Source organism: Halomonas sp. THAF12, assembly GCF_009363675.1.
GTDB classification, from domain to species: domain Bacteria; phylum Pseudomonadota; class Gammaproteobacteria; order Pseudomonadales; family Halomonadaceae; genus Halomonas; species Halomonas smyrnensis.
Genome location: NZ_CP045400.1, coordinates 38,726 through 55,009 on the forward strand (window position 1 = coordinate 38,726; position 16,284 = coordinate 55,009).

Consider the following 16,284-nt stretch of genomic DNA (forward strand, 5'->3'; position numbering starts at 1 on the left):
CACATGCGAAATCGGCCGGCGCCCAAGCCCTGCATATATTAGCTCGAGCAGAAGAAAACCCCTGACAGCGCTAGGCTGACAGGGGTTTGAGAAAAGGGATGGAGCAAGACGCGAGCGCGTCAGTCCTCCCCAGGGAGCATGATCGTGATCACCGGCTCAAGATTGTCTCCTGGGCCTATGTGCATCACGGCACGCTTGGGAACAACCCGCGGGCCGTTCTCCAGTGGTTCCATGACTCTCACCGTGTACTCGACTTGGTTCGAGTCTCGCTCCTTGCGAGCCGCATGGATCGCGAGCGACAGAACATCCCACAATCGCCCAGCCTCATCCTGAAGCGGGCCATGTGGCCTGGCAGCTTGATCCCAAGCCACCAGCTCATGCCAGGCAGCAGTGGTCATGGCGACAGGCACCTTGAACCCAGCTTCCTTGGCGGCTTCGCTGACTTCGATAAGATCCCCATCTTCGATGGCATCGCTACGGGTGTACGAGTGGATCAGGTCGGTAGCCTCAAACATGAGCACGCACCCCCACAGACCGAGCTGCAAGGAAGGCTTCCATCGGCACTTCAGTCGTGCTCCAGACAGGCTCCCAGGCACCTTTGCGCATGACAAGGCGCTTCAGCCGCTCAGCGGCCATGCCAAGATCCCAGCGCTTACAGCCGCGGGCGGCAAGGCCACTCGCCACATGCTCAACCTCCCAGCACCACGGCGCATCAAGATCCACGCCGTACCGCACCTTGAAGGTTTGGCCATCTACTCGTACCACAGCGAACACGCCAGGCTCAGTGCCCAGGTACTCTCCGTGATTCCCGCTCTTGCGGGTGAAGACAACGGTTTCCAGACGATCGCCGATCGTTTCCATGATTGCTTCTCTCTCTCTTGGTTCTCTCACATTCCTGCGGATGCAGGTCTCAAGAGGAGGTAGAGGCGGGACTGACACTCGGCCGGGAGGGTGGTGGTAAGGTGGTGAGATCAGTTCCGCATGCGAAACCGGAGGCAGAACGACACACCATGCACCCTCTTTCTGACGGCCTCAGAGCCGCCTGCCAAGGCGCCAGCAACAGCGATGACAGAGTGATCGAGGTCCGGCACCCGAAGCACCCTGATAGCCACGAACCCGTAGCGCTACTGCTCATCCAGCGCACCGAGCAGCAAGTGAGTCAGGACCGACGCCTCACGCTCAAGGTGAGGCGCATCGGCGAGCACCCCCTATTTGGCTGCAACCAGTTCTCCTGGTCTGCCTGCTACTCGCCGGCTGGCTACGGGACACCAGAGCGCATCAAGCTCACTGACGGACAATGCAGCCCTGGAGGGGACATCATCCTCCGCATGATTGACCTCCTTGGTCACCGCGTTGGCACATACCTCATGGCAGAGATCGTTGCATGGGCTAAGCAATGGCCCACCGCTGAGGTCATGCGAATCAAGCTGTCCTGGGAAGATGAGAAAGACGGGGCCTGGGGAGGGAGCAACAAGGAGAGGCGTGATCGGTTCTATGAGCAATTCGGCATAGCCTTTTCCCCGGGCACCCCGGGAGGCTCCATAACGGCCACGTCCAAGCCAATGCGTGCTGGCGAGCTAGTCACAGAGGATGCAGAACAGGCCTGGCGGTCAAACATCAGGGAGCGCAGCGCTGTTGACGCGATCGCGGATCATCAGCGGGAGATCGCCGAGCTGGCGCAGCAAGTCCAGAACCTCGAGAGTGAGGCCTTGCTGCGTCGTCACGCCTGCCTGAGCACTACACGCCCGGCTGCCGGGCAGGTGTTGGTGCGCATGGCTGCCAGCCCGTATTCCTGGGGCATAGTCGGCGCCGGGGCTGTCGCCCTATCCCTGGCCAAGGCGGTGGGGTAGCTGGCGCTTGGCTTGCCCGCTTCAATGCGCCCCCCCCCAGAAATGGAAAAGGCTCCCGGAGGGAGCCTGTTGAATAGCAAATCACAATGATTTGTCCCGGCGAGAATGACAATCGCCTGGATTGGGCTAACTCTGCCCGTTACGGTGCTGCTTGTGCTCGTTGCGCATAATCTGAACGAATGTGAATCCACATACGCCAGCCATAAGAAGCGCAAAAGACAAGATCATCCAACTGAAGGGTGTCATAACCTACTCCTCGGAATCAGGACGGCTACGCTCGTTGAGCGCATGCAGCATGATGCCTGTTACCCAGATGATAGCACCCAGGGCAAACAAGGCAACTGAATCGCCAAGGGCGATTTTGTCACTCGGCGCGAATAGCCCTAACACTCCAGCACCCATGGCGCCGATGCCGAGCTTGCGCACGTCTTCAGTCACAACAGCGAGGCTTTCAGGCCCCATGAGCGGCGGGCGGTTTGCCAGCCATCGTCGGACTTTTCCTACCCATCGTCGTACTTTCTGTTGCATAACTCTCTCTCCTCATTCCTGCTTAATTGCAGGTCTCAATAGGAGATAGGGAGAGGAGTGACACTTGGAGGGAAGCCTCCCGCAGCATCAGCTGAGGGAGGCTGTGAATCAGCGATCGGGCCGGACAACTAGGCCATAGAGCCCGTGCGTGACCGGATAAGTACGGCGCACACCATCGATCGTAAGCCTCGTGGAGGCTGAACATGGCCAGCCACTCCGATGGAACCGCACTTGGGCGCTTCTGCGCTCAATGCCGAATTCGGCAGGGTCTGCGCTCTCATGGTGGCGCTCGTAAGCTCGCCAGAATCCACGGAGGTCGCTCTCCTCCCGCACAATCAGCACGCCTTCAGGGTTCAACATGGTCTCTCTCCTCATTCCTGCGGGATTGCAGGTCTCGAAGAAAGATAGGGATGACCATGACCCCCGATGACCAGACACGAGGATCAGCTGAAGAGCTTGGGCGGCCCCGCCACCTCAGCCTTTGCTCGTTTGCCCTTCGCGCCAGCACCATTGTCGCTTCCTGCTTGTGGAGCACCGCTGCCGGGGGCGCTGGCACCGGCCTTCTTGGCTTTCGCTCGACGCTTCTGCAACCGTCGCTCGATGGGCGACAGCTTTGCCTCATCCTCCTGCGTATCCCCTCCAGCCGGTTCCGCTTTCTGTGCAGCGTTCCCACCTACTGGCTCAGTCTTCGGTGCAGCATCCCCACCTACCGGCTCGCCTTCCTGTGCAGCGTTCCCACCTACTGGTGCGGTGCTGGGGCTGTCATCGCCATCTAGGAGCCAGGAGGCGTCGCTCTTCGGGGCCGGTTCGCCGGCCGCGCCAGCGGGCTCCTCGCCTTTCTGTGCCGCATCCCCACCGGCTGGCGCCTCCTCTTTCTGTGCTGCGTTCCCACCTACTGGTGTGGTGCTGGCGCTGTCATCGTCCCCGAGGAGCCAGGAGGCGTCGGTCTTCGGGGCCGGTTCGCCGGCCGCGCCAGCGGACTCCTCGCCTTTCTGTGCAACATCCCCACCTACTGGCTCGCCTTTCTGTGCAGCGTTCCCACCTACTGGTGTGGTGCTGGCGCTGTCATCGCCCCCGAGGAGCCAGGAGGCGTCGGTCTTCGGGGCCGGTTCGCCGGCCGCGCCAGCGGGCTCCTCGCCTTTCTGTGCAGCGTTCCCACCGGCTGCCGGCCACTCTTCCTGTGCAGCATCCCCACCTACTGGTGCGGTGCTGGCGCTGTCATCGTCCTCGAGGAGCCAGGAGGCGTCGCTCTTCGGGGCAGGTACGCCGGCCGAGCCAGCGGACTCCTCGCCTTTCTGTGCAACATCCCCACCTACTGGCTCGCCTTTCTGTGCAGCGTTCCCACCGGCTGCCGGCCACTCTTCCTGTGCAGCATCCCCACCTACTGGTGCGGTGCTGGCGCTGTCATCGTCCTCGAGGAGCCAGGAGGCGTCGCTCTTCGGGGCAGGTACGCCGGCCGAGCCAGCGGACTCCTCGCCTTTCTGTGCAACATCCCCACCTACTGGCTCGCCTTTCTGTGCAGCGTTCCCACCGGCTGCCGGCCACTCTTCCTGTGCAGCATCCCCACCTACTGGTGCGGTGCTGGCGCTGTCATCGTCCTCGAGGAGCCAGGAGGTGTTGCTCTTCGGGGCAGGTACGCCGGCCGAGCCAGCGGACTCCTCGCCTTTCTGTGCAACATCCCCACCTACTGGCTCGCCTTTCTGTGCAGCGTTCCCACCGGCTGCCGGCCACTCTTCCTGTGCAGCATCCCCACCTACTGGTGCGGTGCTGGCGCTGTCATCGTCCTCGAGGAGCCAGGAGGTGTTGCTCTTCGGGGCAGGTACGCCGGCCGAGCCAGCGGACTCCTCGCCTTTCTGTGCAACATCCCCACCTACTGGCTCGCCTTCCTGTTCCGCATCCCCACCGGCTGCCGGCTCCTCTTTCTGTGCTGCGTTCCCACCTACTGGAGCCGCAGTGTCCTCGAAGCCATCGTCCAGCAGCCAGGACACGTCGCCTTTCGAGGCCTCACCCTGGGCAGGGGCACTCCCAGCGCCCGGGGCCTCTTCGCCTTTCTGTGCAACATCCCCACCGAAAGCTGACGGCTCCACCTTCCCCGCATCGCCTCCAGGTTGTGAAGCGGCGAAGAGGCTGACCTCGCACACCTCGGAGGCAGGGATGCTCTTGGGAATCTCGGCACGCTCTTCACGCTTCCCGCTGTCTTTGGTCGGCACGACGCCACTGCCAGCGCTGGTGCGCAGCGGGCCGATCACCGTCACCTCATAGGCAGTCTCTCGCGGATACAGCCCGTGATGCTCTTCAGGCAGCTCGACGGCGATCATGCCCCGGAACTCAATGATGCCGGATCGCACGCGCCACAGCGCCTGATCCGCTGGTAGCGTCCATGTCTTGCTTGTCTCACTGCCTTCCGGCACGCCCTCGGCTTCGGTCACTAGCCACCCGCGATCATGGAGCGCCTTTAAGAGAATCTGAGTAAACTGCCCAGTCTTGCCAGGGGCGCGATAGCCACCGCCAAGCGCCTCGGCAACACCCTGCCCCAGCTTGGTCAGGGCGGCTTCACGGATCATCGGCTCGGACAGGAACAGGCGATCGCCCACGCGAAAGCCCGCCGCCTTCACCCCCTTGGCCAGGCCCTTGACCTGATAAGGCACCAGGGGGATGACGCGCAGGAAGGCATCGATCGCCAGCTCCTCCACATTAACTGACTCCAGAACCTTGCTCTTCTCGCTGCGCGTGGTGAGTCCATCGATCTCCCGTAGCTGATGGAGGAGGGTGGTCGCTCGGCGCAAGTCCTTGCCGGTGAGCCCTGGAAAGGTGCGCGGCATTTTGGAGGGCGAGTGCTCATACTTGACCGCCAGCAGCAGGATCGCCCGCTCATCATCGGGCAACTCCCACCAGGCGGGAAACTTCGGCAGGAGTCGACCGCCCTCCTTGTCGTGCGGGGAAAGCCGCACCCACTCGCCGTCCTGTTTCGCATGCGAAATCGTCTTGCCGATGTCGTGCGCTGCCGCTGCAAGGGCCAGAAGCGGGTCGGCCCCTTCATACTCGAAGGCCTGATCCATGACGCCGAGGTGGTGCTCGAGCAGCGTCGTCCCATGGCCATCCCCGCAGTAGGCGTCAGGATGTGCTTGCAGGTAGCCCAGCAGCTGGTGAATCAGCGGGCGATGATGACGGGGCACTTCGCCCGCCAGCTGCGCCTTGATCGGGTTGAACTTCACTAGGTCCAGCGTGGGCATGGACGTGATGGTGAGATCCATGCCGCGAAACTCGCCCCGAGACTTCGCTCGATAACGACGCACGACCCGGCCGACCAATACCACCATGAGGACGATCAGCGTCCCCACGCCCATGCCTCCAACCAGCCAGGGCCAGACATTATCTACCCTGGCCACCACCGCTTCTGTGGCGGCAGAGGCGGCGTTCGCGGGATTGATGTCGCCCCTGCCCGCATCCCAGAAACCACGAGCCTCCAGCCACGCCTGGAGAGCTTCTGGCCCCATAGCGTAAAAGGCCACCATGCCAGCGAGGCTGTAGAAGACCGTCAGTGCAATGACGGATCGCAGGAGAGTCGAGCGATAGCCCATCAGGCTCATATCATGCGCTCCAGACGCCGAATCCGCCGATAGGTGGGCGGGTGAGTAGAGAAAAGCCCCCAGCTTGGCTCGAGCCCGGCTGGCAGGCGGCTCAGGAGGTAGCAGCCGGCCACCGCCGTGGTGGCGCGTGCTGCATCGCTGTCGGCGCGATACTCCATGAGGCGGCCCAGGTGCCGGTCCAGCGCCTTGAACAGCCACAGCGCCATCCGCAAGCCCAGGAAGGCGACGTTGTAATAGAGGCGGCTGACCAGCCCCAGGACAGGTACGGGACGCAGCAGCGTGTGAATCACCAGGGCCACGCGGAGTGCCAACCGCAGGATGAGGTGCTGGGTCCACCACCAGAGATTGGCCGAGGCATCCCCCCGGCGCAGGTGCGATCGCTCATGCGCCAGCAGCCAGTCAAGCTCTGCCTTGGGGAGGTTCAGGGCAGCCCGCGTCAGGACGACCACGCCACCCGTGGGGCTGGGCATGGCATAGGCCTGAAGGGCAGGGGACTCGTAGACCCAGACGCGATCAGCCAGCTCGCGAGCCCCAGGGAACAGGCGACCGACCCGATAGCTGGCTGGCGCCAGCCGATACCCTAGCCAAGCGAGGATGGAGACGGCGGCTCCCGCCAGAATGGTGCCTTGGGCCAGGGTGTGCGAGACGGCCATCTCGCCCGGTGGTCGCAGCAGCTCCAGAGGCGCCCCGATGAACACCACCACAGGCAGCACCACCATGACCGAGTAGCCCACCGCCCCGGCGAGACAGGCCGACAGGGCGGATAGAAGCGCCAGCACCAGACAGCCCTACCCTTGCCCTTCGGCAAGCATGCGGATGGACTCCTGCGTGCTGTGACCCGCCTCGGTGAGCTTCATCAAGCGAGCCTGATCCTTCGGGTTGGTCGAGTAGAGGAAGTACGAGTAGGGGTCGACCACGAACCTGAAGAGACCACCACCACTCTCGTGCTTAACGAACACCTCAGAGTAGCCCGCCCCGGGCTTAACGCCTCGCAGCATGTCGAACAGGAACTCGTCCTCGCCGCCCAGCTTGCCGTTCTTCTCGGCATAGTCCAGCGAGGGGCCGGACTGCTTGAGCACAAACGTCCAGGGCGCGTTATCGAAGGCGGCCTGGGCAGCCGGCGAGAGGTCGGTGTCTTTGAAGCCCTGGGTGATGAAGCCGGCGCTGCCGTAATACTTACGGATACGGCGGAAAGCGGTCTCGATGAACTTGCCGCTCTTGGGGTCTGCCAGCAGATCCCAGGCCTCATCGATCAGCATCATCTTCGGGATGTTGCGGGGCCTCAGGTACATGTCTCGGGTGGTCCGGGCCATCAGCAGCGTCATCACCACGTTGCGCAGCTCGCGGTCGACGTTCAGCTCTTCCAGCTCGAGGATCGTGAACTCGTTGGAAAGGTCCAGCTGGGGCTCGCCGTTGAACCAGGCGGCATGGCGGCCTACCGCATAGGGCTCCAGCTGCAACGCGATGTTCTTGGCCACCCGATCACTGTCTGCCCGCTTCTCCAGCCACTGGTAGACGTGTTTAGTCTCCATGACCTCACCATGCGTGTCATGGGTCTCCAGGATGGCTTTCTCGATCAGCTGGTACTCGTAGTTGTCCGGCTCCCCAAGCGGGAAGGCCATCTGCGAGATAGCGTCCTTGAGGACCGGGATCATCTCTGCGATCTCGCTCCCCCCGTCATCATCGTCGTAGCGCTGCTTGCCGCGGATGCCCCAGAAGGGATTGAGGGACACCGGGTAGTTGGGGTCGAAGCGCAGCTCCTGGCCGCCCAGCAGCTCGCACAGCTCCTTGTAGGAACCGCCCACGTCGATGATCCGCACCACGCCATCCCGGCAACGCATGTCGGTGACGAACTCGTTGGCCAGGAAGGACTTGCCCGCCCCCGAGGTCGCGATAACCGAGAAGTTGTAGGAGGTCGCCGAGTCGAAAATGTCGATGCACGACATTTGCCCACGGCGCGAGATCAGGAGCAGGCCGTTGGCATAGAGGTACGGGTTGCCCTGGGGGTCTTTGCGGACCACCGGGCCATTGCCGCCCCAGTCGCCCTGGCAGACCGACGCACAGGCCCCGTTAAGGCTCGAGACCATCTGCGCCCGCTGGAGCCCCGAGGTCGGTTTATCCATGCGCGGGTTGTAGCCCCAGGGCAGCGAGGACAGCCAGATCGGCAGGGTGATGTAGCGCTCACGGGACGCCCGGAACCCCGCCTTCCGCCACAGCGAGGTAACGTAATCGGCATCCGAGGCAGCACGCTCTGGCTCCGTGATGATGTTGATCCCTGACCACATGCGCACCGGGCAGTAGCTCGAACGGGTGTCGTTCAGCAGCTGCTGGGTGTCCCGGCGCCGAGTGAACAGGTGGGGCATCATGCCCTTGTACCACTCGGAATCGCTCATGCACTGCTTGGAGATCATCCCCATGCGCATGGTGATGTCGTTCCGCGCCTTCTCGGTCGACGGCTTGTAGATCGTGGTGTGCATCCAGTAGGCCGGCGAAATCCGGTCAGTGGCCGACTTCAGCTCGCCCAGGAGGTCGCCCGTCATGAAGAGCCGCAGGTAGTCCGGGTAGGTGTCGATGGTGATCGGCACCACGTCGACTTCGCGCTCGTCATCGCTGAACTGGATGGCGCCAGAGGATTTCACGCGGATGCGGGTCCGCTTGTCGAAAATGGAATCGACAAAGCTCCCGTCCTCCTCCTCGAGGCGCTGAAGCTCACCAGGGACCATCTGCGGGTTGGCGATCCGGCGCAGAACGCGCCGGGCGCCCAGCTCGTTCATCAGCGCGGGGCCGAGGCCCATCGACGCGAAGGCCCCCTGCACCGACTGGCGAAACTCGTCGCACATGTGGCGCCATGAACGGATCTCCTCAGCATGCTCCGGGTCACCGTCGAAGGTCATCGTGAAGAAGGCGAAGTAATGAACCTCGCGAGGGTACAGGCGCTCGTTCGGCAACAGGCTCTTGTTGTTGGCCGCGGCATCGAGCATGTGCTGGCTGCGCCGCTCCACCAGTTCCTTGAGCATGGGGTCTTTGCAGTAGCGCAGGCGCCGCGCCTCCCAGGTCTGAATGCGGTCCTCGATCGCTGGGGAGCTGTGCGCGACGAACTGAATCACCGTGTCAGCTGGCGCCCGGGTAATCAGCGACTCGATCTGCTCCTCGATGTCCTTACCGGCGACCATGAGCGGAGAGAACTGGATGCCAAACCCCAGCTGAGGGTGCTTGCCATCATCCCTGACACAGTAGCCATCCTCATAGTCGAGGTAGGGCAGCAGGCTGGCCGGATCATCCCGCTCAGTCAGCGCCTCAGCCGCCTGGAGAGGGAGAGCACGCTCTCCGTAGTCGGGTGCCCCCTGCTGAATCATGCGGCGCAACTGGTGCCGCATGCGAGTCATCGCAGTGATCTTCATCTCAGTCCTCCTGGACGATCTGCATTTGCGGCTGGATGCGGTTCGGGTTCGGCTGGCGGCCACGGCCCGCAGGTGCAATATGCAGCGCGCCCGGCGCGGGACCGATCATGCCGGCGCCGACGCCCTCCTTACGCAGCTCGCCATAGCGCCACGCATCGGGGAGGGTGACGTAGAGGTATTCGCCTGAGCGGAGAATCCCATCGTCACCGCGCCACGGGGCCACCCAGATACGCACGGGCTTGCCCGGCTGGTATACCGGCTGGTCGGTGAGACCGCCGCCACTGTAGGGGCGCCACTGCTCGATCTGCGCCTCCTCAGCCTCGGAGGCGGGCTCCACGCCCTCCATCACCGACTCGCTTGAGCCCTCATTGGCCACAGCCGCGGTGTAGACATCGCTGGTGCCCACGCACTCTTCGCCGAGGTCGCAATCATGCTTGACGGTGGCGCAGCCGCCGAGGAGCAGCAGGGCGCCCAGGGGGATCAACAGCTTCTTGGTCATCGGGTTACTCCTGGGTCGGCATCTTGTCGGCCAGCTCGTAGGCTTCCCACTCAAGCTGCTGACCTTCCTGGATCACAACGGTCCCGCGGCGGCCAGAGGGAACCTCGATCACCGGGAACATGGATTCGGCTTCTTCGATGTAGCGCTCGGCTAGGATTTCCATGGCGCGGCCAGCACCGCCGTACATGCCAACCTCGGCAACGCTATCGGGGTCAACAGCGGTCACCACACCACTGCCGGTCACGGTCTGCTCGGCGCCTTGGGCAGCGGTCGCCGCGAGGCTGCTGGCGCCTTCGGCGAAGCCAGCCAGCATAGCCTTACCCAGCAGGGCGCCAGCACGACGCTCAACCTTGCCGCGCAGCCCCAGGCGACCATCGGAGTCCACGATGTACCCATTGATGGGAGACTCGAGCATCATCCCGGTCTGGGTATCGACACAGGAAATCCGGGTGACATTGATGTGCGCCCGCTCGCTCGAGAGATCGCCGTAGCCACCGCCCATGCCAAAGCAGTCGGCGAGGCGATACCGCGCACTACCCGGGAGGAAGGCGTCGTTCTGGATGCGGAAAAGCACCGGCTGCGGGTTGTTGCGCGTCCGTTCGGCGGCACCAAAATCGGCGCCGGTCAGCATCGCGACCTCGGAGAAGGAGCCCATCGGGAGGAACCCAGCCTTCGGCGGCCCCATATTCTCTTCGTCGTCCTCTTGGGCGACTTCCTCGTTGCGGATGATCCGGGCATTGGACTCACCACTCGAGCCATCGAGCACGATGGGGTCGGCAGGCTCGTCGGACTGCCGCAGCTGGGGCAGCTGAGAGGGGATAACCCCACCGCTCGAACTGGAGGTGGTCTGCTGGCGCGGGGGGAGGTTGCCTCGGCCTGAGTCACTATCACGACGCGCCAGCGGGGGCGGCGGCACCACGCCGGGGTCATCGCCCCGCGGCGGCCGGAGGTAATCAGTCGGCGAGCGATTGGCGCTGCTGTCATTGCCGCGTGACCCGGTGCCAATGCGCACCCCAGCATCGCCGTCGCTATCCGAGGCATTCACCAGGCTCTCGCGAAGCTCCGCCATGGTGGTCTGCATCGTCTCGCGTTCGGTTTCCATGGAGGACTTGATCGACTCCAACTGCTCCATGAACTCTTCGTCACGCTGCTCCTGGCGCTCACGCTGCTGAGCAATCTGCTCATTGGCGTCTCGGAGCTGGCGCTGAAGCCGAGCGATCGTGATTTCCTCGCCCTCGCGAGTGTTCGGCGAGGTGTCTACGAACTCGGGTGGCGGCGGGGCGCGGTCATCATCACTGTTGCGCTCGCTGATCGCCTTACTGGCCACCAGCCACACCACCAGACAGGCAACCCCTCCATAGAGGAGCCACTTGCGCGTCTGTGCCCGCTCCAGCAGGCCTTGAGACACGATCTTGGACTTGGCCTTGGAAACGGCAGAGGCCTTGCCGCCACCGGCTTCCTCGGGCTGTTGTGTGCCTTGCTCTTCAGCCACGGTCCACCTCCACGACGATCATCCGAGGGCGCTGGCGCTCGCTCACCACATCCCCATCCAGGGAGATGGCCACGACACCGGCCCGGTAGAAGTCTCGAGGCTCGACCTCAACAGAGGTGTCTGCCGACAGGACATAGACATTCACCACATGGCCGGAGCCACGGTATTGGTCCTGGGCGGCAAGCCTGAGAGTGCCGCCGTTGGGCATTTCCATGCGGGCGCTGGAGGGGCGACCCGATGGCTCGAACCCGGCAGGGCGGTCACCCTGGAAGGCGGACAGGATGGTGTCGGCAATCCAGCGATCCTTGGGCCGGCTCTCCTGCTCGGGCTTTTCAGACAGGTCGGGGGCATTCCGGTAGCGGAACACCTGAGCTTCGATGTCAGCTTCAGGCGCCAGCTTCACAGTGAAAGCCTCGCCGCTCTTCAGCTGAATGAAGACAGAGAAGGGTTCTGCATCATCAGCCGGCCGAATCAACAGGCCCCGCTTACCATCAGTGGGTACGGGGTTATCCCGCAGCTCGGCTTCGGGGGGAATCACGATCTGCGAGTACGGCTCGGGGAACACGAGCCGGTTATAGGCATCAGTGGACACGGCCACCGTCTGGACTTCATCGCTGGCGCTGGCGAAGGGGGCGGCGACCATGGCCGCCGCCGCGATCAGCCCCAGCATCTTGGGCTTGTTCATTCTTCCTCCACAGAGAAACCAGCGACGTAGGGCACGCCATCGCTGAAGGCGTAGCGGACCCGGTAGGCAATCGGCCGGTCTTCAACCTGCTCGCTGCCAATCCAGGCACGAAGCCGTCCCGTGACCCGAACGGTGTCGTCCAGGGCCTCGGTGTGCTCTACGAACAACGCCTGGGAGCGCTCGGAGTTTTCCAGGTCCGGCAGGCGGCCCTGAAGGTCGTTGCCGACCTTCGCGTACAGGGCCGGGGTCATCCGGTTCTGGAAGCGTGCGTACTGGCTCTCGACGTTGTTCGGGGTCCAGGTGCTGTGCAGCTGGGTGTCAGCTACGGCTATCTCGGTGAGGTAGTCCTCATCGGTGTAACCGGCGCTGGCGCCCACCTCGACTGGCCCCTCCATGAGGTGCAGGTCATAGGGGACCAGCCGGGTCGGCATGTTGGCACTCAGCTGCACATAGCTCTGCATGACGTAGATCAGCAGCCCAGCCAGGAGCAGGGTGCAGAACATCCAGCCCCGGGCCGCGATCCACTGATTACGGAGTGCGTTGAGGTATTTCATCAGCGGATGTACTCCAGGCGCATGGGACGGGGGGCGTACTTGCCAAGTAACGGGTCAAGCCGCAGCCCCATGCGCCACAAGACGTGCTGTACCTGCCCCCGCTTCTGGCCGGAACGCATCTTCTTGGCCGCCATCATGAGCAAGATCCCGGCCACCAGGCCCGGGATGAAGAACCGCATGATGATCCCCACGCCGATAACCATGATGGCCACGACCACCTCGGTGATTTCCCACGCGAAGATGGGGATTGGCGCGTCGACATCTTGTGGAATCCGATAGGACTCGTTGGACATGACCCGTTACTCCTTCTCAGGTGCCTGAGAACCAGCTGAAGATTTCCTTGATCATGAAGGGGCCGACAGCGAACGCGCCGGCAATCCCCAGCCCAAGGAAGGCGGGGGCGGCGGACTGGCGACCCAGGCCCACCAGGCAGCCGATGATCAGCGCGAGGATGGAGATGCCGATACCGAACGGGCCATGCGCCAGCTCCTCCACCTTGTCGGCGAAGTCCTGGAACTCGGTGGACTGCGCCCAGGCGGGCATGGCCATGAAAAGCGTGGTGGCCACCAGCAGGGAACGCTCCCCGATGCGCTTCTTGTTGGTCGTCAGCGACTCCCGCAGCTGGGCGAACTTGCTGGGCTTGGTGCCGCGGATCTCGACGGAAGTAGTCATTGGTACTGATCTCCTAGTGTCGCAAGGACTTGGTTTGCGTATTGCTGGCCTACCGGGCTCTCCGGTGACCCTGCGTTGTAAGCGGCCAAGGCCGCTTCCCAGTCGCCATAGCGCGTGATGTTCTCGTAGAGAATCCACGTTCCAACGGCGATGTTCGTACACTCGTTTTCCAGCAGCTCCTGCTCGGTAATCCCCCACTGCTGGAGGTGATTCCGGTTGGTCTCTGGATCGAGCCACCATGTATTGATCTGCATGGCACCGAGGTCATAGGTGCCGTTCTTGTTCGGCCCGATACGGCCGACTGCTTGGCCGCGGCTTCCGCTTTCTTGCTGGCGGACAGCAGCGACTACCTGGATGGGCACCTCGTAGTAGGCGGCGATCTCAACGGCACAATCGGGTAGGGCGAACACTGACGACCTCCTAGCTCTGAGCCTGATCAGCAGCCGTCGCCGGCTGGCGCTCGCTTTCGGCGCTGGACTGCGGGGTGGTTTGCTGGCGCTCGGCGGGCGGCTTGGGCGCCTCGAAGGGCGTCAGCATGCGCTCGGCGACCATCGCGGTCGGGGTGACCCGATCCATCACCAGACCGACTTCCAGGCTCTCTTCGAACCCGCCCTCGGCGCCTGGCTTGGGAATCTTGCGCAGCAGGCCGGTAACGCGGCCCTCGACATGCAGAGCTGTGCCGGCCGAATACTCCGCGAGGCGGTCGACCACACGACCAAAGGCCGCCATACCGATCACGCCGGTATGCTGGAACGAGCGGCCGAGGTCCGGGCGATCCGGGCCAATCTGGAGGTAGGCGGTGGAGGGCGGCCCCTCCTTCTCCGGGCTCTTTACGCCGCGCAGCAGGCCCACCGCGATGAAGCGGTTGAACAGGTGCTTCTCGATGTTGCCCTCGATCATCGGCGTGGCCGGCTGGATGTTGTTGGCAACCAGCTCAGCGCTCAGGTGTTGCTCGCCGGAAACCTGGGAGCGCCGAACAATGCCGCCCACATGGCCGAAAATCTCGATGTAGGAATCCACCGGCAGCTTGGCCGCACGGTCGGACAGGTGCCCCGGGATGCGCACGATGATCTGGTTCACCGACTGAATCAGCGCGTCGGTGGTGCGCTTGTTCTTGCCGACCTTCAGAACCATCAGGCCGGAGCGACCGGACTCCTTGGGCGGCTCCTTACGGAGAATCTGGGCGTGGGCGATAAAGACGTTCATTGATCTGCCTCCAGGTGAAAAATCTCGGCGCGACGGTTGGCCGCCCGCGCTGCATCGGTCGTGCCGTCAACCAGCTTGGGGTAAGTGCCATGCCCCTCCGTCAGGAAGCGGACATCAGGCCAGGCCTGGCGAAGCTCACGGGCGATCGCATCGGCTCGGCGTTGGGAAAGGGGACCGTTGTAGGTCTCGGGTCCGATATGGTCGGTGTACCCGACCACGAGCACGCGGCCGGTCAGGGCTTCCCCGTCCAGGAAGGACACAAGCTCTCGCCGGGAGGCCGGGGTCAGGGCGGTGGAGTCGAACTCGAAGTGGAATCGCGCCAGCGGCACAGAATCCAGGGCGTCCTTGTACTCATCCGGCATGGCCGCGTACCGGGCTTGCCAGTAGGCCTCGTCATAGATGGTGCCGCCCCGGGCATACCGTTCCAGGCCTTTGCCGGCACCGTAGTACCAGTTGTAGGTCCGGTTGGCGTAGACACCCAGGTGCTCATAGCCCGGGACCAGGACATAGCGACTGGTCACGGTGTTGTAGGCGTCAGGCAACACCTCCCGGCGCTTGGGCTCCTCAGCCGGTGGCTGGGCCACGCAGCCGGCTAGGGTGGCCACGAGCGAGGCGGCCAGCACAGGGTTTCGCAAGGACATCAAAGGTTCTCCAGATACGTGATTACCGCCTCGGCCTTCCCATCCACGTCTCCAGACAGGCTCAGCAGCTCAACACCAGAGCGAGAGACGACAGCAAAGGCTGGGTACTCCCGCAGCTCGGCCCGTTGAGCAAGCCGGATGGCCCGCTCAATGGCCTCGACGGAGCTGCGGTCCTGAATGCGGTCTTCAGAAAATTGGTTCCAGCGGACTTGGGGAACATGAAGCTCGAGATGCGCCAGCACCTCATCGAGGTTTTCGAGAGGGACGCCAGTTTTCCCGGCTGCCAGGAACGCCTCACGGACCTCCTCAGCGATCCCCGGGATCTCACGGGAGGCGTAATAGGCGCGCTCACGCCAGGCACGCTCGAGGCTGGTATGGGAGGGGAGGGGGGCGTAGCGGTACTCAAGCTCTGCGTCTTCGACGGCCGCCTCGATCGCCGGGTGGTGATCACTCATCGCCTGGCAGAACTGGCAATCGAAGCTGGCGAACTCGACCAGAGCGACAGGGCGCGGCTCATCAGCCGTCGCGCCAGCACTGACCCCCGCGGCGAGCAGGGTGGCCGCCAGGGTGCGAAACAGGGTAGGGAATCGACGGGGCGCGAACATCATTCGCCCTCCCCGGTCTGCGCCTCGGGATTGGTGCCTTGATGGCTCTCAATCCAGGCGTCTTCGTGCAGTAGGCGCCACACGGTAAAGCGGCAGGCATAGTCGGCAGACTCGAAGCTCTCCTGCACCGAGTCCTGATGCTCATTGAAGGTCAGCTGTGTGATTGACGTAGCAACATTGCCCACCCACAGAACGGGCTGGCAGGTGCGATCAATGCGTGTTTCTGAGTCGGTCGCCAAGACAATCCATGCGACCCACACAAGGATGGCCACGCCGATCAGCGTGCTTCCGCGTACTCCCATCGTATTCCGCCTCCCAGCGGTGCTCTCTCATCAGGTGCCCGAATGGGCCTCGCTGACTGATAGGGCGGCCACTGACACTAAATGGCGGGGGAGGAGGATTTTTTTTCGATCGGCGCTGGCAGTACGGTTATCACGGGCTCTGCGGCAAGAGATAAAGGCCTAATGCCGAGGGGGTCAGAACAGGGAGAGTTGGTCGGTGGGGGCCGGTGTCGTCGGGGCCGGCGCTGGGGTGGCGCGATCGGGGTAGCAGCCTGACGCA

The 16,284-nt window shown here is 63.5% G+C and carries 18 protein-coding genes; 1 reads left to right on the top strand and 17 read right to left on the bottom strand.

Annotated elements, in window-relative coordinates; all coding sequences use genetic code 11:
- Window positions 1-119: 119 nt before the first annotated feature.
- Together FIU88_RS17965 and FIU88_RS17970 are read right to left on the bottom strand one after the other, a co-directional pair.
- A complete protein-coding gene (locus tag FIU88_RS17965; RefSeq protein ID WP_152480319.1) occupies window positions 120-515 on the bottom strand; it encodes a DUF6573 family protein in 396 nt (131 codons plus the stop codon).
- Window positions 508-861, bottom strand: a complete 354-nt coding sequence (locus FIU88_RS17970; RefSeq protein WP_152480320.1) for a hypothetical protein — start codon at window positions 859-861, stop codon at window positions 508-510. The genes FIU88_RS17965 and FIU88_RS17970 overlap by 8 nt, the downstream gene beginning before the upstream one ends.
- 149 nt (window positions 862-1,010) lie before the next feature.
- Here FIU88_RS17970 and FIU88_RS17975 point away from each other — a divergent pair, with 149 nt between their 5' ends.
- Window positions 1,011-1,850 (top strand): hypothetical protein, encoded by an 840-nt coding sequence (locus FIU88_RS17975; RefSeq protein WP_152480321.1) that lies wholly within the window; start codon window positions 1,011-1,013, stop codon window positions 1,848-1,850.
- A 249-nt stretch (window positions 1,851-2,099) separates the two neighbouring features.
- On the opposite strand, the gene FIU88_RS17980 is transcribed toward FIU88_RS17975, so the two are convergent.
- From FIU88_RS17980 to FIU88_RS18050, 15 genes are all read right to left on the bottom strand, one after another.
- A complete protein-coding gene (locus FIU88_RS17980; protein ID WP_152480322.1) occupies window positions 2,100-2,378 on the bottom strand; it encodes a hypothetical protein in 279 nt (92 codons plus the stop codon).
- Window positions 2,379-2,821: 443 nt separating this feature from the next.
- Window positions 2,822-5,968: an HD domain-containing protein gene (locus FIU88_RS17985; RefSeq protein ID WP_152480323.1), complete on the bottom strand. Its 3,147-nt coding sequence runs from the start codon at window positions 5,966-5,968 to the stop codon at window positions 2,822-2,824.
- Window positions 5,965-6,747, bottom strand: coding sequence for a M48 family metallopeptidase (locus tag FIU88_RS17990; RefSeq protein WP_152480324.1), 783 nt, complete (start codon window positions 6,745-6,747; stop codon window positions 5,965-5,967). Before FIU88_RS17990 ends, FIU88_RS17985 begins: the two co-directional genes overlap by 4 nt.
- A 9-nt stretch (window positions 6,748-6,756) precedes the next feature.
- Window positions 6,757-9,369 carry a TraC family protein gene (locus FIU88_RS17995; protein ID WP_152480325.1) on the bottom strand — a complete coding sequence of 871 codons (2,613 nt, stop codon included), beginning with the start codon at window positions 9,367-9,369 and terminating at the stop codon, window positions 6,757-6,759.
- A gap of 1 nt (window position 9,370) precedes the next feature.
- Window positions 9,371-9,868 (bottom strand): TraV family lipoprotein, encoded by a 498-nt coding sequence (locus tag FIU88_RS18000; RefSeq protein ID WP_152480326.1) that lies wholly within the window; start codon window positions 9,866-9,868, stop codon window positions 9,371-9,373.
- Between the two features lie 4 nt (window positions 9,869-9,872).
- Window positions 9,873-11,360, bottom strand: a complete 1,488-nt coding sequence (locus FIU88_RS18005) for a TraB/VirB10 family protein (protein WP_152480327.1) — start codon at window positions 11,358-11,360, stop codon at window positions 9,873-9,875.
- The gene (locus tag FIU88_RS18010; protein WP_152480328.1) at window positions 11,353-12,045 is read right to left on the bottom strand and encodes a type-F conjugative transfer system secretin TraK; all 693 of its coding nucleotides are present in this window, start codon (window positions 12,043-12,045) and stop codon (window positions 11,353-11,355) included. The genes FIU88_RS18005 and FIU88_RS18010 overlap by 8 nt, the downstream gene beginning before the upstream one ends.
- Window positions 12,042-12,599, bottom strand: coding sequence for a TraE/TraK family type IV conjugative transfer system protein (locus FIU88_RS18015; protein ID WP_152480329.1), 558 nt, complete (start codon window positions 12,597-12,599; stop codon window positions 12,042-12,044). Before FIU88_RS18015 ends, FIU88_RS18010 begins: the two co-directional genes overlap by 4 nt.
- Window positions 12,599-12,892, bottom strand: coding sequence for a type IV conjugative transfer system protein TraL (gene traL, locus FIU88_RS18020; protein ID WP_152480330.1), 294 nt, complete (start codon window positions 12,890-12,892; stop codon window positions 12,599-12,601). The genes FIU88_RS18015 and traL overlap by 1 nt, the downstream gene beginning before the upstream one ends.
- A 16-nt stretch (window positions 12,893-12,908) precedes the next feature.
- Window positions 12,909-13,271 (bottom strand): TrbC/VirB2 family protein, encoded by a 363-nt coding sequence (locus FIU88_RS18025; protein ID WP_152480331.1) that lies wholly within the window; start codon window positions 13,269-13,271, stop codon window positions 12,909-12,911.
- Window positions 13,268-13,681 (bottom strand): lytic transglycosylase domain-containing protein, encoded by a 414-nt coding sequence (locus FIU88_RS18030; protein ID WP_022524272.1) that lies wholly within the window; start codon window positions 13,679-13,681, stop codon window positions 13,268-13,270. Before FIU88_RS18030 ends, FIU88_RS18025 begins: the two co-directional genes overlap by 4 nt.
- Before the next feature lie 10 nt (window positions 13,682-13,691).
- Window positions 13,692-14,477, bottom strand: a complete 786-nt coding sequence (locus tag FIU88_RS18035; RefSeq protein WP_152480332.1) for a hypothetical protein — start codon at window positions 14,475-14,477, stop codon at window positions 13,692-13,694.
- Window positions 14,474-15,118 (bottom strand): OmpA family protein, encoded by a 645-nt coding sequence (locus tag FIU88_RS18040; RefSeq protein ID WP_152480333.1) that lies wholly within the window; start codon window positions 15,116-15,118, stop codon window positions 14,474-14,476. Before FIU88_RS18040 ends, FIU88_RS18035 begins: the two co-directional genes overlap by 4 nt.
- Complete coding sequence (locus FIU88_RS18045; protein ID WP_152480334.1) at window positions 15,118-15,726, bottom strand: thioredoxin domain-containing protein; 609 nt, start codon at window positions 15,724-15,726, stop codon at window positions 15,118-15,120. Before FIU88_RS18045 ends, FIU88_RS18040 begins: the two co-directional genes overlap by 1 nt.
- Window positions 15,723-16,025, bottom strand: coding sequence for a hypothetical protein (locus FIU88_RS18050; protein ID WP_152480335.1), 303 nt, complete (start codon window positions 16,023-16,025; stop codon window positions 15,723-15,725). Before FIU88_RS18050 ends, FIU88_RS18045 begins: the two co-directional genes overlap by 4 nt.
- Window positions 16,026-16,284: the final 259 nt, after the last annotated feature.